Here is a 23821-nt window from a genome sequence, read left to right on the forward strand (position 1 = left end):
AAAATCATGCATAGGTTAAAAGAAATCCATAATGTTGATATCTCTTATCATAAGTGTTGAAAACATTTTATTAGGCTTAGAATATGATTTTGATAATGATTTTTATAGTCTTTCTGGTTATTACTTGTTTGATGCTTTGTGGGTTAAAATTAACAGTGTTTGGAATTATATTTTAGCTTTTATTCGACCTACAAAGTAATACAATTGTTTTCTACGATTTAGCCCATTTCTGAGTCAGAAAAAAGTATTTACAAGTTTTTAAGTGAATCCACTTACAATCAAGATCGTAACTATATTGTATACTGATTTAAAACATTGAGTAATCGCCAACCTATACGAAAATTAGGTTTTAAACATCAATTCTGTGTGTTTCACACTAAACAAAAAATAAACAGAGACATAAATGATTACTTAAAACAAAACAAATTAAGTTTTGAGGATATTGAATCTGTAAAAAGTTTTAAACATGAAATTTTCAATATTATGGATGCTCCCGACTTAGAAACAGCTAAAACAAAAAGAGATCAATTTATCAAAGAACAAAAAAACTTACCTGAACCAATTTTCAAAATATTATGGAAATTCATAGTCCACTTACTTCAAAAACTTAACATATTACATTAAAAACAGTAACATTAGTCGTACGAGTAACAAAATCGAGAATATATTCCAAAAAGTATTCCCAAAACATATTAAAAGACTCATGAAAACAGAAACCGGATTAATCAACAGATTCAAACTAAAACTCGAATTCTGGAACATAAAAAATAAAAACCAAATTTAACACACAAGTTTTTGACAGAGCCAATTTTTTATTAATATTTAAGTTTAAATACTAGGAATAGTAATATATAATAAAGTTAAGATGTATTTATGTTAATCATTTACTATATAAATGATATGTCTAAACTTAAATTAATTTAAATGTAAAAATCATGCAATATAATTTATAATTTGATAAAATATTCATTATTATTTAATTAATTAACATTTTTTATAAAAAATACTTTTAATTTTTTCATTACTTAAAAAATAGTAGGGTTAATAAAAAAATTACTCATTATAATTAATTATTCCTATTTTTTATAAAAATTTTAACAAAAACATTTAAAAAGAAGGATTTTTAAAATTATTCGGTGATAAAATGGAAATAAAAAAAACTGTTAGTTTATGCCCAACATGTCTTAAACCTGTACCTGCAGAAGTTTATGAAAAAGATGGAAAAATATTTATTAAAAAAACATGTCCAGAACATGGAGAATTTAATAATACTTATTGGGGATCTTCTGATCTTTACGGAAAATTAGAAAAATTTACCCCTTTAATAAAACCAGCAGATAATCCTCAAGTTGAAAAAAATGGTGGTTGTCCGAATAATTGCGGAATTTGTGAACAACATGAATCAACAACAGTTTTAGGATTAATTGATGTTACAAATAGATGTAATTTACGATGTCCAATCTGTTTTGCAAATGCTGCAGCTTCTAAATCATTATATGAACCTACTTTTGATGAAATTAAAGAAATGCTTCAGAATTTAAGAAACATTGAACCAAGAGGATGCCCAGCAATACAATTTGCAGGCGGAGAACCAACAGTAAGAAAAGATTTACCTGAATTAATTAAATTAGCTATTGATTTAGGATTTTCCCATACTCAAATTGCTACAAATGGTATACGATTAGCTAAAAAAGAAGGTTATGCTAAAGAATTACGTGAAACTGGTTTAAATACAGTATACTTACAATTTGATGGTGTTACAGAAGAACCTTATCTTGTAGCTAGAAACAAAAACTTATTATCTGTTAAATTAGAAGCAATAGAAAAATGTAGAGAAGCAGGTTTAGGAATAGTTCTAGTACCTACTTTAGTTAAAGGAATAAACGATGATCAAGTTGGGGATATCTTAAGATTTGCAATGAATAATATAGATATCATACATGGCGTAAACTTCCAACCAGTATCATTTTCAGGAAGAACCCCTCATGAAGAAGTTGAAGAACAAAGAATTACCATTCCTGATTTTATTAATTTAGTTGATGAACAAACAGATCATGATATTGTACCAGATGATTTCTACCCTCCTTCATTCGTTCAACCAATTTCACGTTTTGCTGGAGCATTACAAGGTTCAGAACCTCCAGTTTACTTAAATTGTCATGAACATTGTGGTGTTGGAACATATGCTTTCTTACAAGGTGATGAAGTTATTCCAGTAACTCGATTTATAGATGTAGAAAAATTAATGGACTTATTAAACAAATATACTGATGAACTAGAAGAAGGCGGTTTTGGAAAACAAAAAAGAGTTATTGCCAAAGCTATTAAAAACGTCCCTAATGTAGTAGATTCTGATAAGACACCTGATATTTTAAACATGAAAAAAATATTACTAGATATATTTAAAGAAAGATCTTATGAATCAGTAGGAGAATTCCATAAACACGCATTACTTGTTTCATGTATGCACTTTATGGATCCATTTAACTTTGATGCAGATAGAGTAAGAAAATGTATAATTCATTATGCAGTTCCTGATGGTAGAATAATACCATTTTGTACAATGAACTCTATTTACCGATCAGAAATAGAAAAAGAATTTTCAACCCCGCTTAAATCAAAATTACTTCAATATAATGATAAAACTTCAAAAGAAGAATAATCTTTTAAGTTTAAATTTTAATTTTTTTCAATAATCTAACAAAAATAAAAAAAACTTGATGATTTCAATGATGATAAAAACCCCTTCTAGATTACATATGACATTAATTGATTTAAATGGATCATATGGTAGATTTGATGGTGGAGTAGGATTAACTCTAGCTAATCCTCATTTTATATTAAAAAGTGAGGAAACTGAAAAAGGTATCACTATAGGTTTTGATGATAACATAACAAATCCTGAAATATTTGATGAATGTATTACAAAAATTTCTAACTCTGCAGAAAGGGTTATAAATCATTTTAATATTGAATCTGGTTTTCATTTTCAGGTTAAACAAGCATATTTCCCTCATTCAGGTTTAGGTTCTGGAACACAAATATCTCTTGCTACTGGAAAATTAATATGTGAACATATTGGTCAAAATATTTTATCTCCTAATTTAGGAGCTATTGTTGGAAGAGGTGGAACTTCAGGTATTGGTACTTTCTCTTTTGACTTAGGTGGATTTATTGCAGATGGAGGACATAGTTCTAAAGAAAAATCAACATTCTTACCTTCTTCAGCATCTGGAGCTAGACCTCCTCATCTTATTGGACAATATGATTTTCCAGAAGATTGGAATATTTTAATAGCACTTCCTAGTGCAGATAATAGTGTTACAGGTAATAAAGAAGTTAATATTTTTCAACATTATTGTCCAGTTCCAAAAAGTGAAGTGGAACAAGTTTCTCATGTTGTTTTCATGAATCTTATACCATATTTATTAGAACATGATATTGAGAATTTTGGTGCTAGTATTGATATGATTCAAACCAGAGGTTTCAAAAAAATAGAAGTAAGCCTTCAACCACCTAAACTTGTAAATTTAATGAATTTCATGCGTGATAATGGTGCTTATGGTGTTGGAATGAGTTCATTTGGACCTGTAACTTACACTGTTTATGATAAAAGTAATAAAGATATAGTTAAAGCAACTGAAGAATATCTTGATGGTGATGGTATAGTTATTACAACTAAAGCACAAAATCATGGTTATGAATTAACAAAATAAGAAAAAATATTTTTTCTGACAATAAAGTGAAAATTATGAAAGAGTTAAAAGGTAAAGTGTGGGAGTTTGGGGATAATATTGATACTGATGTAATTATCCCTGGAAGATATCTTAGAACATTCAATCCAAAAGATTTAGCAGCTCATGTACTTGAAGGTGAAAGACCGGATTTTACAGCTAATGTAAAAAAAGGAGATATTATTGTAGCAAATGAAAATTTTGGTTGTGGTTCTAGTAGAGAACAAGCACCTTTAGCAATAAAAACTGCAGGTGTTACAGCTATAATAGCTAAATCATTTGCAAGAATATTCTATCGTAATGCAATTAACATAGGTTTGCCAGTTATTAAAGCTAATGTAATTGCAAAAGATCAAGATATTTTATCCATAAATCTAGAAAAAGGTCAAGTTATAAATGAATCTACTAAGGAATGCTTTAATATAGAACCTTTTGAAGATTTCATGTTAAAAATATTATCTGATGGTGGTATTGTTAATCATTACTTGAAAAAAAAATGAATAATTTTACTTTTTCATGAAAATATTCACTTATTCTTTAATGAAATTTTAAAAAATAGAAATTTCCTTTTTTAATAATATTGAATATAAATTAATTACTTAATAAATAAAAAAAATTTAATAGGAGGTGCCAATTATGGAGTGTCCAATTTGTGGTTCAAAAAACGCTACAATACTAAAAACTAAAAAAATTAACTCTAAAAAAAATTCTCGACGTGAATTATTATTAAAATGTGAAAACTGTGGTCAAGTATTTAATGAATCAATTATAGAAGAAAAACCTCAAAGTTACAGGTTAGTTATAAGTGAACATGAAGATTCTTTTAAAACTTCAGTGGAATTATCCCCAGATCAAAAATTAAATGTAGGAGATTATTTACAAACAAAATTTGGAAAAGTTGAAATTACTTCTTTAGAAACTACTCAACGAAGAGAAAGTCATGTTAAGGCTCGGGATGTTAAAACTATATGGGCTAATTCAAAAGAAATTCCTGCAAGATTTGGAATTAGTGTTGATTTACATGGTAAAGTAGCATCATTTAAAGTTGAAACTGTACGAGACTTTAAAATTAGTGTTGATGATGTATTTAAAATTGATAATTTTATTATAAATGTTTATATGATTAAAACTGAAGACCGTAAGACTAGTAAAGGATTTGCTAAGGCAAGAGTTATTAAACGTGTTTATGGTCGGCCCGTTAATTTAAAACGTTATGATTATGATTTAACAGAAAGTATTGTAAGTAAAAAAGCATTAGAATAAAAAATTTTTTAAAACTTTTTTTTTAGAGGTTTGAATCTTAATGAAAGTATATATTGAAACTTATGGATGTACATTTAATCAAGCTGATTCTCAAATTATGGCAGGAAATTTAATAAAAGGCAATATTGATATTGTAAACTCTGCTGAAAAAGCAGATGTTATTATAATCAATACTTGTTATGTGAAATTACCTACAGAAAGTAAAGTAATTAATAAAATAAAAAATTTACAATCAAAGTTCCCTAATAAAAAAATAATAATTAGTGGATGTATGGTTGAAGTAGATCCTAAAAAATTAAACGATATAGGCCCTAACTGTTCTTGGATTGGACCTCATCAATTAAATAAAACAGTATCTATTGTTAAAACTGCTTATGATGGTGGGGTAAGTCGTGCTTATGGTTTATCCAAGGATTCTAAAGTGGGTGTTCCTAAATTATCTGAAAATCCTTATATTCATGTAATACAAATATGTGAAGGATGTTTAGGTGCATGCACTTATTGTTGTACTCGATTAGCTAGAGGTCCATTAAATAGTTATCCAATTATAGATATTGTTGACGAAGCTAAACAAGCAATTAAAAATGGTTGTGTGGAAATAGAGTTAACAGCTCAAGATACTTCAGCTTATGGTAAAGATACTGGTGAAAAATTTTCAGATTTAATACGAGCAGTTGCTTCTTTAGATGGTAATTTTAGGGTTCGTATAGGGATGATGAATCCTAAAAATATTGGTGATGAAATTGATGATCTTATTGAATCTTTTAAATTAGAAAAAGTTTACAAATTCCTTCATTTACCAATTCAATCAGGTAGTAATAAAGTATTAAATGAAATGAATCGTAATCATACAGTTAATGAATATAAATTTATTGTTGAAAAATTTAGAAATCAAATTCCTGAATTAACCCTTGCTACGGATATTATTGTAGGATATCCTACAGAAACTGAGGAAGATTTCAAAGAAACTGTGGATTTAGTTAAAGATTTAAAATTTAGCATAATTCATATAAGTAAATATCATCATAGGTTAGGAGCTATTTCTTCTAATCTTAAAGAGATTCCCTCTGATATAATGCATAAACGTTCTAAATATTTGACTGAAATTAAATATGAGATTACTGAAATGGAAAATAAAGAATTTTTAGGATCTGATGTTGAAGTTTTAGTTGTTGAAAAAGGACGTAAAGGTGGTTTTATTGCTAAGACTAATTCTTATATTCCTGTTGTTGTTGAAGATGTAAAATTAGGATCTTTTGTTAATGTTCATATTTATGATGTGACTGGCACTTATCTGCTTGGAAGATTAATTGAATAATTTTTTTTATTCTATGCCTCTCAAATTATTTAATTTTTATTTTAATTATATCATTAACTTAAATGATTTTTAGCTTTTTGTTTTACTTAATTTTAAATATTTTTTTATCTTATCCATTTTCAATACCTAAATTTAATTTAATTTTTTTTTAAAATTATTTTTATAGATTTTTAAATTATTAGGTTTGTATGATGTCATATTCTTTTGTTTTGAATTGTATTTATTCTTTTTTTATCTTTTAAGAGCTTTTTAATCGTTTTTGTTTGTTTGTTTTTCAGGTGTTTTTAGGTTCTTAATTTGATATTAATTACTAAAAATTTGTTGATTTTATTGATATTCTACTGTTTAATAATCATTATAGAATTAATATATTATCATGTTTATTTTATCTATATAGTGGGTTTTTAGTTCTTAAAAAAACAATACCTTTATATACTAAGTAATACAACATTCAATTGGAGGTGAAAATATGAGTGAATTACCAATCGCACCTGTAGGCCGTATATTAAAAAACGCTGGCGCACAAAGAATTTCTGATGATGCAAAAATCGCATTAGCTGAAGCATTAGAAGAACAAGGTGATGCAATAGCACAAAAAGCTGTTAATTTCGCACGCCACGCTGGTAGAAAAACTGTCAAAGCTGAAGATATCAAATTAGCTATCAAATAAGTTTTGTGACATGTTTTTAAACTATTGGCCAGTTTTGGCCAATTATTTTTTTTATTCAATTATTTATATCAGAATATTTGCTATAAATTTATTTTATTAGTTAAATATTATTATTTATCATTGATTTAAGAAAAAGCATAATTTTATGGATATTCAATATTTATGTTTATCGTTTAAATTTTCCATACACACTTAAGCGAAGTGTGTATTAACCTTAACTGGTTTCCATGCTTAGGTTAATAAATTTTATTCAAAATTTGTGTAAAAAATTTTTTTAATAGAAACTTTTATATATGACTTTGAATATAGTTTAGTAAGTAGGGACCGGTGGTCTAGGGGTATGATACCTCCTTGACGTGGAGGTGATCACGAGTTCAAATCTCGTTCGGTCCATGTGCCATAGTAGTTCAGAGTGGGAGAACGCCAGACTGAAGATCTGGATGTCGCTGGTTCAAGTCCGGCCTATGGCATTCTTTATTAACTAATTTTTTTAATAATAACCTAATATTTGGGTTATTTTTTTATAAATTTTGATTATATTGTTTTTTTATTTTAAAAATTTAAAAAGAGAAGAAGTATTTAATCTTTATATTTTGGTTTTTTATCAAATATGCCTGGAGCGTTTTTTTCAGTATTAGAACTTGATAATTCTAATTGATCAATAATTTTTGGTCCTGAAGAAGTACCTATTCTATCTGCTCCTGCAGCTATTACTCTATTTACTGTTTTAAAATTATTGATTCCTCCTGATGCTTTAATTTGTTTTGATGGGGCATATTTTCTTATTATTGTTAAGTATGTTACTAATTCGTTAAATTTACATGCTCCGCTAAATCCAGTATTTGTTTTAATATAATCTGCATTAGTTTTTTCGATTGTTTTTGATATTTCTTTTATTTCAGTTTCATCGATTAATGTTAATTCTATTATTACTTTTAATATATGGTCTCCAATAGCTTCTTTTACTGCATTTATATCTTCTTGAATTAATTTATAATCTTTATTTTTTAAAGCAGGAATATTTGCTACCATATCTATTTCATCTGCACCATTTATTATTGCTTGTTTTGCTTCAGCTACTTTGGATGTTGTTGTTCCAAATCCTAATGGGAAGTCAATCACGCTAACAATTTTTATATTTTCTTTTCTTAGTTTTTCGGATACATATTTTATATATGTTGGTCCTACTACAACTGCATAAAATTCATATTTTTTTGCTGTTTCTATGAATTCATCTATTTCTTTTATAGATGCAGTATTATCTAAAAATGCATAATCAATGTATTTAGCTATTTCATCTTCAGTTTTTAATCGTAATAGGTTGTTTACCATTTTTTCACTTTCTTTTTTAAAATTTTATTTTTTAATTATAATGTTTTTCATATTACTTATTGTTAGTAATTATACTAACATATTAATTTATATCTTATATAAATATTTTTCTTTAAGTCAAAAATATTAAATTAATTTTTTTGCCATGTAAGGTCCTTTAAGTTCGTAACCAAATCTTCGATAATAGTTTCTAGCACCTATACCACTTGTAACAATAAGTTCATTTTTTCCTTTATCAATACATAACTCTTCTGCACGCTTAATTAAACGTTCACCAAAACCATTATGTTGCCCAATTTTATTAGCTTTCTCTCCAATTTTTAACATGTTTCCATAAACATGAAGTTCTCTTAAAAGTGCACTATCTGCACCAATCTCACTACGATGAACCTTTTTAGAAGGCATGCGTAGACGTAAAAAACCAGCTAAACTTTCTTCATTACTATCTTCAAATGATAAAAATGTTTCTTCACCTTCAACAGCAGTATAACTTTCTTCAAACAATTGGAAATCTTCAAGATTATAATTTTTATCTTTATGACCAATTTCTCTACAACGAATACATTTACAATTAATACCTTCTTCATCTAATCTATTATAAACTAACTCTCCTAAATTAGATTTTTTAACCCCTGCTTCAATAAGGGTAGAAGGAATATCTCGTTGAATACGCATAGTACGGACCCACTTTGGGAGAATTTTCTTAATCTCAACAATTAATTCAACAGCTTCTTCATCAGTATAAGGTTCATAACCACCATCTTTCCAAAGATCATATAATTCACTACCTTTAGTTACAAGACAAGGATAAATTTTTAACATATCCGGTTTATAAGAATCATTTGTAAAAACTGTTTTGAACATTTCAAGATCTTCTTTTTGTCTTTGAAATAAACCAGGCATTAAATGCATGGCAACTTTTAAACCAGAATCTCTTAAAACACGATTAGCTTCAATTGAATCTTTTACACTATGTCCTCGTTTCATTTTTTTATAAATTTCATCATGTATTGTTTGAACTCCAATTTCAACCCTAGTAGCACCCATATTTAACATTCTATCTACATGTTCTTTTTTACACCAATCAGGCCTAGTTTCAAAAGTCATTCCAACACAACGAACTTTGGAAAATTCATTAGCTTTTTGCACATCTTCTAAAATAACATAATCAGTAGGGGCAAAAGTCTTTAAAATATTATTAGAATATAAAGGGTCTTTTTTAATAATATCTTTTGTAATATCTTTTAATTTCATCCCTTTTTCAATATTTTTAAGTACAATACCAAAATCTACCATAGCTTTTAAACATTGAGAGACAAACCAAGTTTGATACGATAAATCTGTAGATGGAAATGTTCCACCCATTATAATTAGTTCAATTTTATCCACAGGATGTCCTATACTATATAATTGTTTGATTCGATTAAATGTTTGGATATATGGATGATACTCATACATTCTACCTCTAAGTGCAGCTGGTTCTTCACCTGTGTAACTTGGTGGAGCAATATCACTTTTTGGACAGTAAAAACATCTTCCATGAGGACATTCGTGAGGGTGACACATTACAGCTACAACAGCAACTCCTGAAAGAGTTCTAGAAGGTTTTTTTCTTAATAAACCACTAATACTTCTTTTTTCTTCTATTGTGGCTGCTTCAAGGATGTCTGCATTGCTCATGAATTTGTTTAATTTTAAATCTCTACAAAGTTGTCTTTTTTCAACTTCTAAATCACGTCGAGTTTTAATTTTCCCATTTTTTATGTCCTCAATAATTATTCGACAAGCTTCTTCCATATAATTTATTCTCCAATAATTTATAAAAATTAATTAATAAATCAGTTAGATTTATATATTTTTTCATACTATAATTTTTATATCTATAATATTAAATAATTGTTTTATATATTAATAAAATATGAGGTTAAAAAAATGAGAGTAAAAAAACTTTTAGGAATGCTTGCTTTAGATGTTAATGCTAAAGAAATAGGAAAAATCAGTGATTTAGATTTTGATTCAGAAACTGGAAAAATTAATCAAATTGCAGTAACTTTAAAAAAGAATATTTTATCTAATGATGAGTTATTATTTGATTATGCTGAAATTAAGAGTGTTGGAGATTATGTACTATTAGATACTACTGTAACTAAAGAAAATCCAACAGTTGAAGTAGATCCCGAATCTGAATCTGAATCTCAAAAAGAATCAAAACCAGAAACTGAAAAAGTAAATTTAGATTAAAATTTAATCTTTTATAAAATAGGAGTGTTTGGAAAAATGGAAGCATGTGACATACGTGGAGAAACTGTTTCTATTGGTTCTTATGCACGTTATGGTGGAACAGGGACAGTAGGCCAAGTTTCTGATATAAAAATAGAAAATAATTCCACTTGGGCTAAATTTAATGAAAATTCTTTATGGTACTCTTTAGACACTATTGAGGTAATTAATAAAGATGATATTAAAAAATATGCTCATGATGATAAAGATAGAGTAGAAAAAGTTAAAGATTTGAAAAATAATGTTAAAGAAGATGCTGTAGCTAATGCTATGGATGTTGATGCTTGTGGAGCAGGTTAATTTTTTATTCAAATTTTAATAATTTTTTTATTTCTTTTTTTAAATTTTTTAGACTTAAATAATAATATTTATATTTTAATCCTTACATAATATAAAATGTTTATAAATATTTTAAATTTGTGAGGTGAAAATATTATGCAAAATAGACAAATCGTTGGTATTATCGCAGTTATATTAGGTATTCTTGTAATGGTTTTCCCATATGTAAGTACTATGTTAATGTCCTTCTTAGCAGGTTTTAGTTTGCTTATTTTAGGTTTATACTTCATTATTGGTGGAGCAGACTTATGGAGTTTTTCTAAAGGAATATCTGCGACATATATAATTTTAGGGATTATCGGATTTATATTTGGAATTATTTTAATAGGTAATTTAAATTTATTCGGTGATTTAATTGGATTATACTTCTATATTATTGGAATAATGTTAATAATCGCTGGTATTTTAAGTTTATTTGCTAGAGTCCATCCTATTACTAAAGGTTCTGCAATTGTAATGTTAATTTTAGGGATTATCACAATAATTTTAGGCGTATTCTCAATGGCAAGTCCACTTTATGTAGCTATTATTTTAGGAGTAGCATTAATTGTTGATGGTATTGCTATTTACTTAAATGGAGATGAATTTATAGGATAAACATTTTTTCAATGTTTTATCCTTATTTTTTTAAAAAATTATTCTGTTCGCATAATAACAAATTATATATGTTTTAAAAAATAAATTATAATATAAAGATTTTCTAAAAAAAATCTTTAGGAGTTAAAATAAAAATGAAAACTAAAATATTAATTTTGTTGGTATTTATTGCAGCAATAAGCTTACTCATAATATCTCCAGCATCTGCACAAGACGTGTCACTTGCAAAATCACCAGATAATGGCGCAATAATGGGATCTTGCCAATGTAACGATCACTGTTTAAACTCAGGACAATTTTTAGACATTAACTGTTCCAACCAAAATGGAGCAGATATAAACACAACTAGAACTTACTGTAACACAGTTTATACTTACCCACAAGAATATCCTATGGATCATTACATACCATATAACTATCAACAAAATCAAAAAATAGATTAAATTAAATGAAGTTTTTAGAAAAAAATTTTTCTAAAAACTATTTTATTTTTTTTATAATTCACTAAATTCATGAATTTTTTTAGCTAAAGTAGGACCAATACCATCAACTTTTTGTAATTCTTTTTCACTAACAAATCTTAAATCTTCACCAAATATATCAACTAAACTTCTAGCACGTTTTCTACCTAATCTTTTAACACCTAAAACTAAAGGAATAAGATCCTCTTTAATACCATAATACAATCTTGCAGATAAAATATCTAAATCTTTACTAAAATTATATTTTCCTAAAACTTCTAAAGTGTTTTTTGTAAAACGAACAAGCATACTAGCTTCGTAAGCAGAACGTCGAGTACTTGCACTATAAACATGATAAGCATTTTCAATTTGAAATTCATTTTTTTCATTAATCCATTCCACTAAACTTACACAAGTTGCTTCAGGATTACCAATATCAACAGCAAATAATCCTAAACTAGATAATTTTTCACGTACAGGATCTTTACTTTTTCTACCTTTAAAAGAAATCAATGGTAAATCCGGAGTTTCTGCTAATGCATAAATAAGTTCATAAGAATTAAATTCTTCAATATGGGAAGCATATTCCTTAATTTTAACAGCAGTTTCAACAGCATAATTAGACTTAGCAATCAAATTACCGAAATCAGTAGCTTTTAAACCATTAGGAGTAGCCATTAAAATACCATTTTGTAATAAAAACTCTAAAGAAGATTGTATCTCAAATTGTAAACTATCTGAAGCAAAAAGACTCATACTAGGATTATTTTTCATTTGATATCCATAAAAAGTCATTTCAAAAAATTCCTGTAATTCTTCGGGTGTTTTAGATAAATTAGATGCAACTTGAGAAATTATTTGTTTAAGAACAGCATCTTTATTTTCAATTAATTTAGAATTAGTAGGTTCCACTAATCCATGAACATATCTTTCCTCTAAATCCATAGCTTCATCCATTGATTTAGCAATTAAATATGAATATCCAACAGTATCATATTGAGGTCTACCAGCTCGACCGGACATTTGCAAATAATCAAATACCGGAATATTTTGTGGCCCTCTAGATGTCCAACGAGTATAATCTCTAATTGCAACATATTTACTTGGTAAATTCACACCATACATTAAACTAGGTGTTGCAGCAATCATTAAAATATTTCCAGCTCTAAATTCATCTTCAATAATTTCTTTTTGCTCATTAAATAAACCAGCATGATGGAATACAGCGCCATTTTCTGCGGCTTCAGCTAAACGAACACAAGTACTTGTAGGTTTAGATCCCTTCTTTTTAGGAACATCTAATAATTCGTCAGCTACTTTCTTGAATTTTGCTTTTTGTGTTTTAGAAATTTTTTTCTTCATCTTCCCAGATACATAAGTAGCTAAACTTTCAGTAAATCTTCTAGTTGATACAAAACTTAAGGCTTGTGAATTTTCTTCTAATGCTTTCTCTATTATTTTAACTATAACATCATTCTTATTTTTAGTATTAAACATTTCAGTATCTAATACTTCTTTATTTAACGGTACTGGACGATAATCATGTTCAATTACTTTTGCATTTAACCATCCTTCAATTTCATCCATATTCTCTAAAGTTGCAGATAATGCAATAATTCGAAGATTAGGATTAATTTTTTTAGCTCTAGTAATTGCACATTCTAATGTTGGTCCTCTTGAAAATTCGCCTATCATATGAAATTCATCAATAATAATCGTATCTACTTCTCGAAGTGTGTTCCATGAAAAACGAGTTAAAGCATCAAATGATTCAAAAACCATCACTGATAAATCTGAACTTCTAGGACTTCTACCAATTGTAATGTCATGATTTTCAAATTTTTTAAATTCTTTAATTTTTTCATTTTGTATAGAAATTAATGGAGCAGCATAAACTGCTTTACCTCCATTTAATATGGTTTTTAATGCCGCCATAACTCCTAAAACAGTTTTACCACTAGCTGTTGGAATAGCTATAATCGTATTTTCTTTATTATCCAAATATCCAGATTCAATAACTGCTTTTTGTGCGGGATTAAATTTTTTAATATAAGGATAACAATCTTCAAGTATCTCTTTAATGTTTTCGGGAATATTTTCCATTAATTTCTCTCCAAAAATAAAATTTTATTAAATTTTTCTCTAAATTTAATATATTATATGCTTTATACTTTCTTTTTTCCTTAGCATGTGAAAAGTATTAAAATATATTTTTTATTAAATTTTTTCCTTTTTTAATACACAGATATCACTAATTGCAGTATTAGGGTACTGACCATTTTCATCTTTTTCTACAGCTTTAACCATATCCCAAATTGTGAGTAAAACCACACTAACACCAGTTATAGCTTCCATTTCAACACCTGTTTGTCCTGTAGTTTTAACACTAACAGTTGTACTAATTTCACTATCTTCAATATTAAAATTTATTTCAATACCACTGATACTTAACGGATGACATAAAGGTATTAAATTAGAAGTATTTTTAATAGCATTTATACCTGCAACTTGAGCAGTTGTTAATACATTACCCTTTTTAATTTCAGCATTTTCAATCATTTTAATTGTACTTTTTTGAAGATGAATTTTACCAGTAGCTATAGCCATTCTTCTTTGTAATGGTTTATCTCCAACTTCAACCATATGAATCCCATCTTTAGTAAGATGAGTAAATTCTTTTTCTTTCATTTTAATTACCTATTATAAAAAAATTAAAATTATTATTATATTTCTTTAAAATTTATAAATAAAGTTTAAATATTTAATTTAATTCTTTGTATGGAATTTCAACTTTTGAAAAATCAAAAGATCTGTTTCTTGCATTAGAAGCAAATTTATCATATAAATCTTTATCATTTAAAAGTAAATCAATTTTTTCACTTAAATCATCACTACTATTAGGATTAATAAGCAAACCAACATCTTTTGTAATAATTTCACGAATTCCACCAACATCACTGCCGATTATAGGTTTACCACATGCTAAAGCCTCAATAAGAACTAAACCAAAACTTTCACTATAAGAAGGTAAAACTAACATATCACAACTAGGAATAATTTTTTCTATATCCTCACGAGCACCTAGAAAAATCACATCCTTAATATCTTCTTTTTTCACATACTCTTTTAAACTATTTAATAAAGGCCCATTACCTACAATGACTAATGTTGAATCATTATTTAATTTATTTTTAGCTTCAATAAGTGTTTTAACATTTTTTCTTTTAATTATATTTCCTACAAATAAAATTATAGGCTTATTAATATTTACATTATAATCATTTTTTAATTCATCCTTAAAATTGTAGTCATTATTAGGTTTGAAACGTTCAGTATCTACAGAATTCCAATTAATACTTATTTTATTTTCTAATCCTTTAATATTTGTTTTAATAATCTCTTTTTTAAGTGCTTGGCTAACTGCTAAAATATGATCGGCATTTTTTAAAACTTTTTTAATTATAGGATGAATTAAAAAATGTTTTGCATATAATTCAAACATATCTGATCCATGAGCAGTAACATAAGTTGTAATATTATTTTTTTTCCCTACTTTAGTTGCAGCATAACCTGCAGGGAAAAGATAATGTCCATGAATAATATCAATATTTTTTTCATGAACTAATTTATTTAAACATTTTTGAGCATTAATACCAAATAATAATCCTCTAAGACCGGGAATATTTATTCCTTTTGTCCCAATTACATGTATTCCATCAATATCTTTAATATCTTTATGGGGGTAAGTAATCACATAGACTTCATGGCCTTGTTTAACTAATTCTTTAGATAATGTATGAATATGGACTCCTACACCTCCAATATGTGGAGGAAATTGACCAACCATCGCTATTTTCATTTATTAATCATCTCATAAAAAATTTTATATTTATCTAATTAATCTATTATCATAATTTGTGTTTAAAATATTTCCTTCCATGTCTACAAGGATAACATTTAATTCTAAATCAAATCTATTTAAACATTTTCTTTTAATAGCATTTGCAATACTATTTAGAACCATTGTATCTAATTTTTCTTTTTTTAGAATATTTATAATTTCCTCAGTAGTTTTTGCCTCAAAAATTTTAACAATAACTTCTTTTCCACATCCAACTAATGCTGCATGTGCAGCAAATATTTCACATCTACCATCAGCTACTGCATGTTTAGTGTTAAATATACCACCAGCTAGTTTAACAAGCTTACCAATATGCCCAAATAATGTAAAACTACTTATTCCTCTTTTTTTAGCTTCTTCAAACATAAATCCAATAAAATTACCTGTTTGAATAATCTCTCCTTTTTTAACATTTAAATCTTTTAATGCTAATTTTTCACCAATATTACCGGGAACAAATACTAAATTTTCTACATTTTCTGCAATAGCTACATCAATTTGAGTTACAATAGAATTTTTATAAGCGGTATTATCCATGGATCTTGCAATACCTGTAGTTCCAAGAATACTTATACCATTAACTATCCCAAGACGGGGATTCATAGTCTTACTAGAAATTTGTTCTCCATTAGGTATGCTTATTATAACTTTCGCAACTTTATTTGGTGGTAAAATTTTTTCTAAATTTTCCTTAATCATTTTTCGAGGTATAGGATTTATTGCCGCTTCACCTATTGGGATTTGCAAACCTGGTTTAGTAATTATTCCAACTCCTTTACCTCCATAAATTTGAATATTTGCCTCAAATTTATCTTTTTTATCACATAATTCCACAGTACTTACAATATCTAATCCTACAGTGACATCCGGATCATTATATGGATATTTAACACTAGAACTTTCAGCTTTATTCTTAGAAATCATCTTACAAGATTTAATTATTATATTTAATGTTTTTATTGGAGTTATAATATCTACATTTTTAATATTAAGTTTTTGATTTAGAACCTTCTGTAAACTAGCTAGTGCTGTAGCTGTAGCTAAACTTCCTGTAGTTACTCCAGTTTTTACTTTGTTTTCTTTTTTTATCATGGTATAAAAATCTTTTATTTTATTATTTTAATTATATATTTATTATTTTTTTATAGGATAAATTATTTATTAAAAAAAGTAGAAAATATATTTATTAATTTTATAAATTATTTAGGAAAAATGTTGATATGGCAAATGAGAAAAAAGTGCCTGTATGGGATAATAATTTTTCTTTCTTAATGGCAATGATTGGTGCTGCTATTGGTTTAGGTAATATCTGGGGATATCCATATGTAGCTTATACTAATGGTGGGGGGACATTTTTAATTCCTTACTTATGTGCTATTTTTATTTTAGGCTTACCTTTCTTATTTTTAGAATATAGTATAGGATTCAAATTTAAAACATCTTTATCTGAAATTTTGAAAAAAATTAAACCTAAGTTTGAAGTGCTTGGTTGGTTTGTTGCTTTAATATCTTTTTTGATTTTGTGTTATTACGTATGTATTATTGGTTGGGATTTAATTTATATAATTCTAAGCTTTTTTAAAGGTTGGGGTTCTAATCCCTCTGCTTTTTTAACAAATTCATTGCTGCATAGTCATAATGGTTTTTCTGGATTGAGTTATATTGTATGGCCTGTTGTTGTTAGTTTAGTTTTTATTTGGTTTTTAATTTGGGCAATTTCCCGTACTGATTTAAATTCTGGAATTGGTAGAGTTACTAAGTTGTTAATACCTTTACTTGTTATCATGATGGTTATAATTGTGTTATATTCACTAACTCTATCAGGTTCCAATATTGGTTATTCTTACTTGCTTAAACCTCAATGGAGTATGTTGTTATCGCCATCTGTATGGCTTGCTGCTTTTGGTCAAATTCTATTCTCTTTAAGTTTAGGAATGGCAGTAATTACATCTTATACTAGTTATTTACCTGAAGGTTCAGATTTAATTAAAAATGGTTTTATTGTTGTAGCGTCTAATTGTGGTTTTGAAGTTTTTACTGCATTTGGAGTATTTTCTATCATTGGCTTTATGTCTTTTTCACAGGGAATACCATTTAATCAAATTATTACACAAGGAGTTGGTTTAATATTTGTTGTATTTCCTACGGTACTAAATATAATGGGTAATTATGCATATATAATAGGGCCTTTGTTCTTTTTATGTATATTTTTTGCAGGAATTACAACTACTATATCCTTTTTAGAACCATTATCTTTAGCAATAAATCGAAAATTTAATATAAGTAGAAAAAGTGCTTCTACATTACTCTGTTTAGTTGGTTTTGGAATATCTTTAATATTTGCTACTGGTTCTGGTAGTTATTTACTAGAAATATGTGATAGTTTTTTAAATCAATTTGGAATTTTATTTGGAATAATTTGTCAATGTATAATATTTGGTTGGTATTATAAAATTGATGATTTATTAAATGTTTTAAATAATAATTCTAAATTAAATATGGGTAAATTTTGGACAAATATTATAAAATATGTTATACCTATAATTTTATTTATAGTGTGGATTACTGGATTATATGGTTTATTTGCCTCAGGAAACATTAATTATATAATAATACAATTGATTCTTGCATTAGTAATAATCATTGTTCCAAGTATTTTGACAATATTACCTGAGCGTTAAAAAATTTTATTATTTAATTAAATTTAAGTAATTTTATATTTTTTTTATTCAATGTTTATAGTGCATATTTGGGAGTAATCATCTAAATTATTCTTCAAATCATCAAAATTAATTGTATATTCTTTATTTTCATTTTTTATCCCTAAACATAAACATAATAAACCTATCCCTGCATCAATTTGATTAAAGTTACCCATACCTATTTTTTTATCAATAAATGAAGGTTTTTTACAATAATAATCTATAGAGTTATTATTATTAAAATAAACATACCATGGTTGAGTATTACTTGCTGAAGGGGCATATTGTAAGCTTTCGAGTATTCTTATTGTTATATCATTATCTTTAATATGGTTAAAATTACTTATTTCATCTAAAGGTTTTCTAATAAATTCTGTTTTATCTTTTCTATGTATTTTTTCTTTTGTTTTTCCGAATGCAAGGACAATTCCATATTTAAGTTCACTTAAATTTTTCAATTTATTTTTTGCTCTTGGAATACCTTCCCAACAAGCTCCTATATTATTTTTTGAAAAGTAAAGATCTAATTGTTCAAGTATGAAACCTATATTATTCAAACCAGAATTTGAATTTTCAGAGAAAGCTGCAATATAATAAGGAGCAGGTTTCATATAAATAGTATTTAAGTAATTACTTGTTATAATTTTGAATTCAACAGGTGTTTTATTCAATCTCTCTGTATTGTCTAAAATTTCTTTTACTTTTTCAATATTTAAATCAGAATTCATATCATAATTTCGAATAGATTTTCTATGAAATATTGAATCATATAAATTTTCATTTAACATAATTTTTTCTTCCTACTTTTCATGAAATAAAATTCAATATTTTAACTTATTTTTATAAATATATAAAAGAATTGAAAATTTTTCCATAAGATTTATATATGATGAAAACTAACACTTTATTGTTGTATGTAATTTAGCGGTGTTAGTCCAGCCTGGTTAAGACTCTAGCCTGCCACGTTAGAGACCCGGGTTCAAATCCCGGACGCCGCATTGCAGCCGTGGTATAGTCTGGTTATTACTTGGGCCTTCCAAGCCTACAACCCGGGTTCGAATCCCGGCGGCTGCATTTACTATTTTTAAAATTAATATTTCATTATAATATTAATTGATATGTTTTTTATCTAATTTTTTAAACCCTAAAATACATTATTTATTAGATTTAATAAACTTTAAATTCTTATTTTTTAAAAAACAATAATTATTTATATAAAAAAATTTTAAACTATTATTAATATAAATTAATTAATAAAAATTTTAAAATTTATACTAATTACTATTTTAAAAAAATTTTAAAATTATATTGATAAAAAAATTTTTAAATAAAAAATATAAATGGTTGTGATTTTATGGCTGGAATTGTTGGATATGGAGCTTATGTACCTTCATATAGAATCAAAGTAGAAGAAATTGCAAAAGTATGGGGAGACGATCCAGAATCTATATCAAATGGATTAGTTGTTAATGAAAAATCAGTTCCTGCATCAGATGAAGATACTGCAACAATTGCAGTAACTGCAGCAAGAAATGCATTAAAAAGAGCAGAAATTGATCCACAAAAATTAGGTGCAGTATATGTGGGATCTGAATCTCATCCTTATGCAGTTAAACCAACTGCAACTATAGTGGCTGAAGCTATAGGAGCAACTCCTGAATTAACTGCTGCAGATTTAGAATTTGCATGCAAAGCTGGAACTGCAGGTATGCAAGCTGTAATGGGTGAAGTTGATTCTGGTATGATTGATTATGGTTTAGCAATAGGTGCTGATACATCTCAAGGTGCACCAGGTGATGCATTAGAATACACAGCATCAGCAGGTGGAGCTGCTTACATTATTGGTAAAAAAAATACAATAGCAGATATAGAAACTACATACAGTTTCACTACAGATACCCCGGACTTTTATAGAAGAGAAGGTCAACCTTATCCATCTCATGGTGGAAGATTCACCGGAGACCCTGCATATTATAAACACGTATTTGGAGCTGCAAAAGGTTTATTTGAAAAAACAGATTCAAAACCTGAAGATTATGATTATGCAATTTTCCACCAACCAAACGGAAAATTTTATCTTAGAGCTGCTAGAAAATTAGGATTTAAACCTGAACAATATAAATATGGTTTATTAACTCCAAATATTGGAAACACATACTCTGGAGCTGTTCCATTAGCATTATCAAATGTATTAGACAAAGCAGAATCAGGAGATAAAATATTCATAATATCTTATGGGTCAGGTGCAGGTAGTGATGGATTCACATTAACAGTAAATGATAGATTAAAAGAAATCCAAGAATTAGCTCCAAAAACTCAAGACTATATAGATGATAAACATTATGTTGATTATGCAGTTTATGCTAAATATAAAGGAAAAATTCGAATGGCATAATATTAAAGGGAGAAAAAAGATTTAAGGTGATATTTTATGAGAGATGTTGCAATTATAGGAGTAGCCCAAACAAAATTCGGAGAATTATGGGATACTTCATTTAGAGAATTAATAGCTGAAGCAGGACTTGGAGCTATTAAAGATTCAGGTATTTCTGGTGATGATATTGGTGCAATGTATGTTGGGAATATGTCATCCGGTTTATTCGTAGATCAAGAACATATAGCTTCACTTATTTCTGATCATATGGGTTTAAATCCAGTACCATGTACTCGTGTTGAAGCGGCATGTGCATCAGGAAGTTTAGCTTTAAGACAAGGAATCATTACAGTAGCATCAGGTTATGAAGACATTGTTATCAGTGCAGGTGTTGAAAAAATGACTGATGTTGTAGATGCAACCCCTGCAATTGCAACTGCATCAGATCAAGAATGGGAAGCTCAACAAGGAGCTACATTCCCATCATTATATGCAATGATTGCTAGAAGACATATGTATGAATATGGAACTACCAGAGAACAATTAGCAGAAGTGAGCGTAGTTAATCACCACAATGCACAATATAACCCATATGCTCAATTTCCGTTTGAAATCACTACAGAAAAAGTTTTAAACTCTTCTAAAGTAGCTGACCCTTTAACATTATTAGATTGTTCTCCAGTTTCAGATGGGGCAGCAGCTGTAGTTTTATGTCCTGCAGAAGATGCACATAAATATACAGATACTCCAATATATGTTAAAGCATCCGCACAATCTTCTGATAGTATTGCATTACACGATAGAAAAGACATGACCACATTAAATGCTACTAAAGTAGCAGCTAAAAAAGCTTATGATATGGCTGGAGTCACTGTTAAAGATATTGATGTAACAGAAGTTCATGATTGTTTCTCAATCAATGGATTATTAGCAGTAGAAGATTTAGGATTTACAGAAAAAGGAAATGGTGGAAAAGTTATCGAAGATGGTCAAACCAGAATTGATGGAGACTTCCCAATAAATCCTTCAGGAGGACTTAAAGCAAGAGGACATCCTCTTGGAGCAACAGGTATCGCTCAAGCTTGTGAAATTTCCTGGCAATTAAGAGGAGACGCAGGTAAACGTCAAGTAGATGGTGCTGAAATTGGTATGACTCATAATGTAGGTGGTACTGGAGGTACTGCAACAGTTCATATTCTTTCTCGGGATCAAAATTAAATTTGCATAAAATTCATTTTTTATTATTTTTTTCATAAAAAAATAACTTTTTTTTAATTTTTCACTAATTTGTTTAAAACATTATTTTAATAATATTAAAGGGGGTTATTAAGATAAAGAAGAATAAAAGAAGTAATATTAATCCTTTCACAGGAAAAAATCACTTTGATATTGTAGATGATGATAGATTTTTGAATCAAGTTTATGCACAATACTACAATATTATTAATCAAAGTCAATTATTAGATGATACTCCTCAAGCTCAATTAATATTTAATGTATCCAGTAAACTAATTAATGCTGTTGAAGATTATTTATTGAAAATTGGGCGGATAGATTATACAGAGAATTATTATGATTGGGAGTTTCATTTAGTCTCAAGTAATACAGTTAATGCTTTTTGTATGCCTGGAGGTAAAATAGTTGTGTATTCAGGAATATTATCAATAGCAAATAATGAAGAAAAAATAGCTTTTATTTTAGGCCATGAAATGGCTCATGCTTTATTGGACCACTCCAGAACCCAAGCAAGTAACTATAAAGCTAAAAACACATTAACTACTGTAACAAGAGTTGGAAGTTTAGCTCTTGATTTTGCAGGACTAGGAGGATTAGGAGATATTACAAGAGCTGCAGTTAATGTGGCAGATATTGGTTCTGAATTTTTATTAATGAAACCTTTTGGAAGATCCCAAGAGTTAGAAGCAGATAAATTAGGGATGATGATTATTTATTTAGCAGGTTATAACATTAGAAATATTCCCTTATTTTGGCAAGATATGAGTAAACAAAATTCTAATGCACATGATTTTTTCTCAACACATCCATCAGATCAAAAAAGAATTGATGCAATGAAAGAAATTATTTTAGAAATAGATAACCACAAAGACTTTTATAGCACTCCAATTTTGGAAGATTCCTTAAATTCAAAAAATTATATTAATTCAAAAAATAATTCAATTAATCAACAGAATTATATGCCTCAAATAATGGATGAATTTAATCCAAATAATTCAGTTAATAAAATTGATAATCAAGTGTATTGTCAAAATTGTGGACAGCCTGTAGATATTGATGCTCATTTTTGCACAAAGTGTGGTCATAAACTTAATGCATTATTAAAGTGTCCTAATTGTGGTACAATAATCAATAATGAAGACCTATTTTGTTCTAATTGTGGATACTCTTTAAAATAATTTTGATAAAAAATTTTAGTAATAAACTTATTATTATTTATTCATTCAATAATTCATATTTAATAAATCCTTATTTTCAATTTTTAAATTATAATTTTTCATATTTTTTATTTTAATTTTATATTTCTACTAATATTTTTAAATTATCCCAGATTATTTCTCTTAAATCTTTAAATATTATAATTATTCATATATTTTGAAGTATTATTAGTTTTTCATTATTAATTTTATAATTTCTCTTATTTTAGTATTACATTAATCATTTAATTTTAAGATTAAATACTTTTTTTTATAATACTCCTTATTTAATAATATTTCCCAATTTTCTTTTATTTGTCCAATTTAAATTTAATTTAAGATTAAATACATTAGTTATTTATTCAATGTTTTATTTATTTGAAACAAAAAAAGGATAAACTTTATTTATATGAAAAAT

The 23821-nt window shown here is 27.3% G+C and carries 23 protein-coding genes and 4 tRNA genes; 20 read left to right on the plus strand and 7 right to left on the minus strand.

Features of this window, described 5'->3' with window-relative positions; all coding sequences use genetic code 11:
• The first annotated feature begins 31 nt into the window (after positions 1-31).
• The 10 genes from ACA135_RS02240 to ACA135_RS02285 all read left to right on the plus strand — a co-directional run bounded on the left by ACA135_RS02240 (position 32) and on the right by ACA135_RS02285 (position 7455).
• Positions 32-199, plus strand: coding sequence for a hypothetical protein (locus tag ACA135_RS02240; protein WP_409198684.1), 168 nt, complete (start codon positions 32-34; stop codon positions 197-199).
• A gap of 116 nt (positions 200-315) precedes the next feature.
• Positions 316-624, plus strand: coding sequence for a hypothetical protein (locus ACA135_RS02245; RefSeq protein ID WP_409198685.1), 309 nt, complete (start codon positions 316-318; stop codon positions 622-624).
• Positions 625-1144: 520 nt separating this feature from the next.
• Positions 1145-2662: a tetraether lipid synthase Tes gene (tes, locus tag ACA135_RS02250; RefSeq protein ID WP_409198686.1), complete on the plus strand. Its 1518-nt coding sequence runs from the start codon at positions 1145-1147 to the stop codon at positions 2660-2662.
• 67 nt (positions 2663-2729) lie between these two features.
• Positions 2730-3716: a beta-ribofuranosylaminobenzene 5'-phosphate synthase gene (locus ACA135_RS02255; RefSeq protein WP_409198687.1), complete on the plus strand. Its 987-nt coding sequence runs from the start codon at positions 2730-2732 to the stop codon at positions 3714-3716.
• Positions 3717-3751: 35 nt separating this feature from the next.
• Complete coding sequence (hacB, locus tag ACA135_RS02260; protein ID WP_409198688.1) at positions 3752-4234, plus strand: homoaconitase small subunit; 483 nt, start codon at positions 3752-3754, stop codon at positions 4232-4234.
• A gap of 136 nt (positions 4235-4370) precedes the next feature.
• Positions 4371-4997: an HVO_0476 family zinc finger protein gene (locus ACA135_RS02265; protein WP_409198689.1), complete on the plus strand. Its 627-nt coding sequence runs from the start codon at positions 4371-4373 to the stop codon at positions 4995-4997.
• A gap of 40 nt (positions 4998-5037) precedes the next feature.
• Positions 5038-6315 (plus strand): tRNA (N(6)-L-threonylcarbamoyladenosine(37)-C(2))-methylthiotransferase, encoded by a 1278-nt coding sequence (locus tag ACA135_RS02270; RefSeq protein ID WP_409198690.1) that lies wholly within the window; start codon positions 5038-5040, stop codon positions 6313-6315.
• 469 nt (positions 6316-6784) lie between these two features.
• Positions 6785-6985, plus strand: coding sequence for a histone family protein (locus ACA135_RS02275; protein ID WP_409198691.1), 201 nt, complete (start codon positions 6785-6787; stop codon positions 6983-6985).
• Positions 6986-7306: 321 nt separating this feature from the next.
• Positions 7307-7378 (plus strand) — tRNA-Val (locus tag ACA135_RS02280).
• A gap of 3 nt (positions 7379-7381) precedes the next feature.
• Positions 7382-7455 (plus strand) — tRNA-Phe (locus ACA135_RS02285).
• Positions 7456-7564: 109 nt separating this feature from the next.
• On the opposite strand, the gene deoC is transcribed toward ACA135_RS02285, so the two are convergent.
• Both deoC and ACA135_RS02295 read right to left on the minus strand, forming a co-directional pair.
• The gene (deoC, locus tag ACA135_RS02290) at positions 7565-8317 is read right to left on the minus strand and encodes a deoxyribose-phosphate aldolase (RefSeq protein WP_409198692.1); all 753 of its coding nucleotides are present in this window, start codon (positions 8315-8317) and stop codon (positions 7565-7567) included.
• Positions 8318-8443: 126 nt separating this feature from the next.
• On the minus strand, positions 8444-10114 hold the full coding sequence (locus ACA135_RS02295) for a tRNA uridine(34) 5-carboxymethylaminomethyl modification radical SAM/GNAT enzyme Elp3 (RefSeq protein WP_409198693.1): 1671 nt from the start codon (positions 10112-10114) through the stop codon (positions 8444-8446).
• Positions 10115-10249: 135 nt separating this feature from the next.
• Between ACA135_RS02295 and ACA135_RS02300 the strand changes: the two genes are divergently transcribed.
• From ACA135_RS02300 to ACA135_RS02315, 4 genes are all read left to right on the plus strand, one after another.
• Positions 10250-10558 (plus strand): PRC-barrel domain-containing protein, encoded by a 309-nt coding sequence (locus ACA135_RS02300; RefSeq protein ID WP_409198694.1) that lies wholly within the window; start codon positions 10250-10252, stop codon positions 10556-10558.
• Positions 10559-10594: 36 nt separating this feature from the next.
• Positions 10595-10897, plus strand: a complete 303-nt coding sequence (locus tag ACA135_RS02305; RefSeq protein WP_409198695.1) for a DUF2098 domain-containing protein — start codon at positions 10595-10597, stop codon at positions 10895-10897.
• A 135-nt stretch (positions 10898-11032) separates the two neighbouring features.
• On the plus strand, positions 11033-11533 hold the full coding sequence (locus tag ACA135_RS02310) for a DUF308 domain-containing protein (RefSeq protein ID WP_409198696.1): 501 nt from the start codon (positions 11033-11035) through the stop codon (positions 11531-11533).
• A gap of 134 nt (positions 11534-11667) precedes the next feature.
• Positions 11668-11976 carry a hypothetical protein gene (locus tag ACA135_RS02315; RefSeq protein WP_409198697.1) on the plus strand — a complete coding sequence of 103 codons (309 nt, stop codon included), beginning with the start codon at positions 11668-11670 and terminating at the stop codon, positions 11974-11976.
• 51 nt (positions 11977-12027) lie between these two features.
• Here the strand turns inward: ACA135_RS02315 and ACA135_RS02320 are convergent, their stop codons facing one another.
• The 4 genes from ACA135_RS02320 to cbiD form a co-directional block, all read right to left on the minus strand.
• Positions 12028-14097, minus strand: a complete 2070-nt coding sequence (locus ACA135_RS02320) for a DEAD/DEAH box helicase (RefSeq protein ID WP_409198698.1) — start codon at positions 14095-14097, stop codon at positions 12028-12030.
• Between the two features lie 114 nt (positions 14098-14211).
• Entirely contained in the window at positions 14212-14682 is a 471-nt protein-coding gene (gene moaC, locus ACA135_RS02325) for a cyclic pyranopterin monophosphate synthase MoaC (RefSeq protein WP_409198699.1), read from the minus strand.
• Positions 14683-14755: 73 nt separating this feature from the next.
• Positions 14756-15853, minus strand: coding sequence for a glycosyltransferase family 4 protein (locus ACA135_RS02330; protein WP_409198700.1), 1098 nt, complete (start codon positions 15851-15853; stop codon positions 14756-14758).
• Between the two features lie 30 nt (positions 15854-15883).
• Entirely contained in the window at positions 15884-16987 is a 1104-nt protein-coding gene (cbiD, locus tag ACA135_RS02335) for a cobalt-precorrin-5B (C(1))-methyltransferase CbiD (protein ID WP_409198701.1), read from the minus strand.
• 128 nt (positions 16988-17115) lie between these two features.
• On the opposite strand from cbiD, the gene ACA135_RS02340 reads away from it, so the two are divergent.
• A complete protein-coding gene (locus ACA135_RS02340; protein ID WP_409198702.1) occupies positions 17116-18576 on the plus strand; it encodes a sodium-dependent transporter in 1461 nt (486 codons plus the stop codon).
• 44 nt (positions 18577-18620) lie between these two features.
• Here ACA135_RS02340 and ACA135_RS02345 read toward each other — a convergent pair whose 3' ends face one another.
• On the minus strand, positions 18621-19385 hold the full coding sequence (locus tag ACA135_RS02345; RefSeq protein WP_409198703.1) for a nitroreductase family protein: 765 nt from the start codon (positions 19383-19385) through the stop codon (positions 18621-18623).
• 136 nt (positions 19386-19521) lie between these two features.
• On the opposite strand from ACA135_RS02345, the gene ACA135_RS02350 reads away from it, so the two are divergent.
• From ACA135_RS02350 to ACA135_RS02370, 5 genes are all read left to right on the plus strand, one after another.
• Positions 19522-19595: transfer RNA gene (locus ACA135_RS02350), tRNA-Gly, on the plus strand.
• A 2-nt stretch (positions 19596-19597) separates the two neighbouring features.
• Positions 19598-19671 (plus strand) — tRNA-Gly (locus tag ACA135_RS02355).
• A gap of 280 nt (positions 19672-19951) precedes the next feature.
• On the plus strand, positions 19952-20992 hold the full coding sequence (locus tag ACA135_RS02360; protein WP_409198704.1) for a hydroxymethylglutaryl-CoA synthase: 1041 nt from the start codon (positions 19952-19954) through the stop codon (positions 20990-20992).
• A 36-nt stretch (positions 20993-21028) separates the two neighbouring features.
• Complete coding sequence (locus ACA135_RS02365; RefSeq protein WP_409198705.1) at positions 21029-22189, plus strand: thiolase domain-containing protein; 1161 nt, start codon at positions 21029-21031, stop codon at positions 22187-22189.
• A 191-nt stretch (positions 22190-22380) separates the two neighbouring features.
• Positions 22381-23385: a M48 family metallopeptidase gene (locus ACA135_RS02370; RefSeq protein WP_409198706.1), complete on the plus strand. Its 1005-nt coding sequence runs from the start codon at positions 22381-22383 to the stop codon at positions 23383-23385.
• Positions 23386-23821: the final 436 nt, after the last annotated feature.

It is taken from the genome of Methanobrevibacter acididurans (assembly GCF_046197875.1).
GTDB lineage: Archaea > Methanobacteriota > Methanobacteria > Methanobacteriales > Methanobacteriaceae > Methanobrevibacter_A > Methanobrevibacter_A acididurans.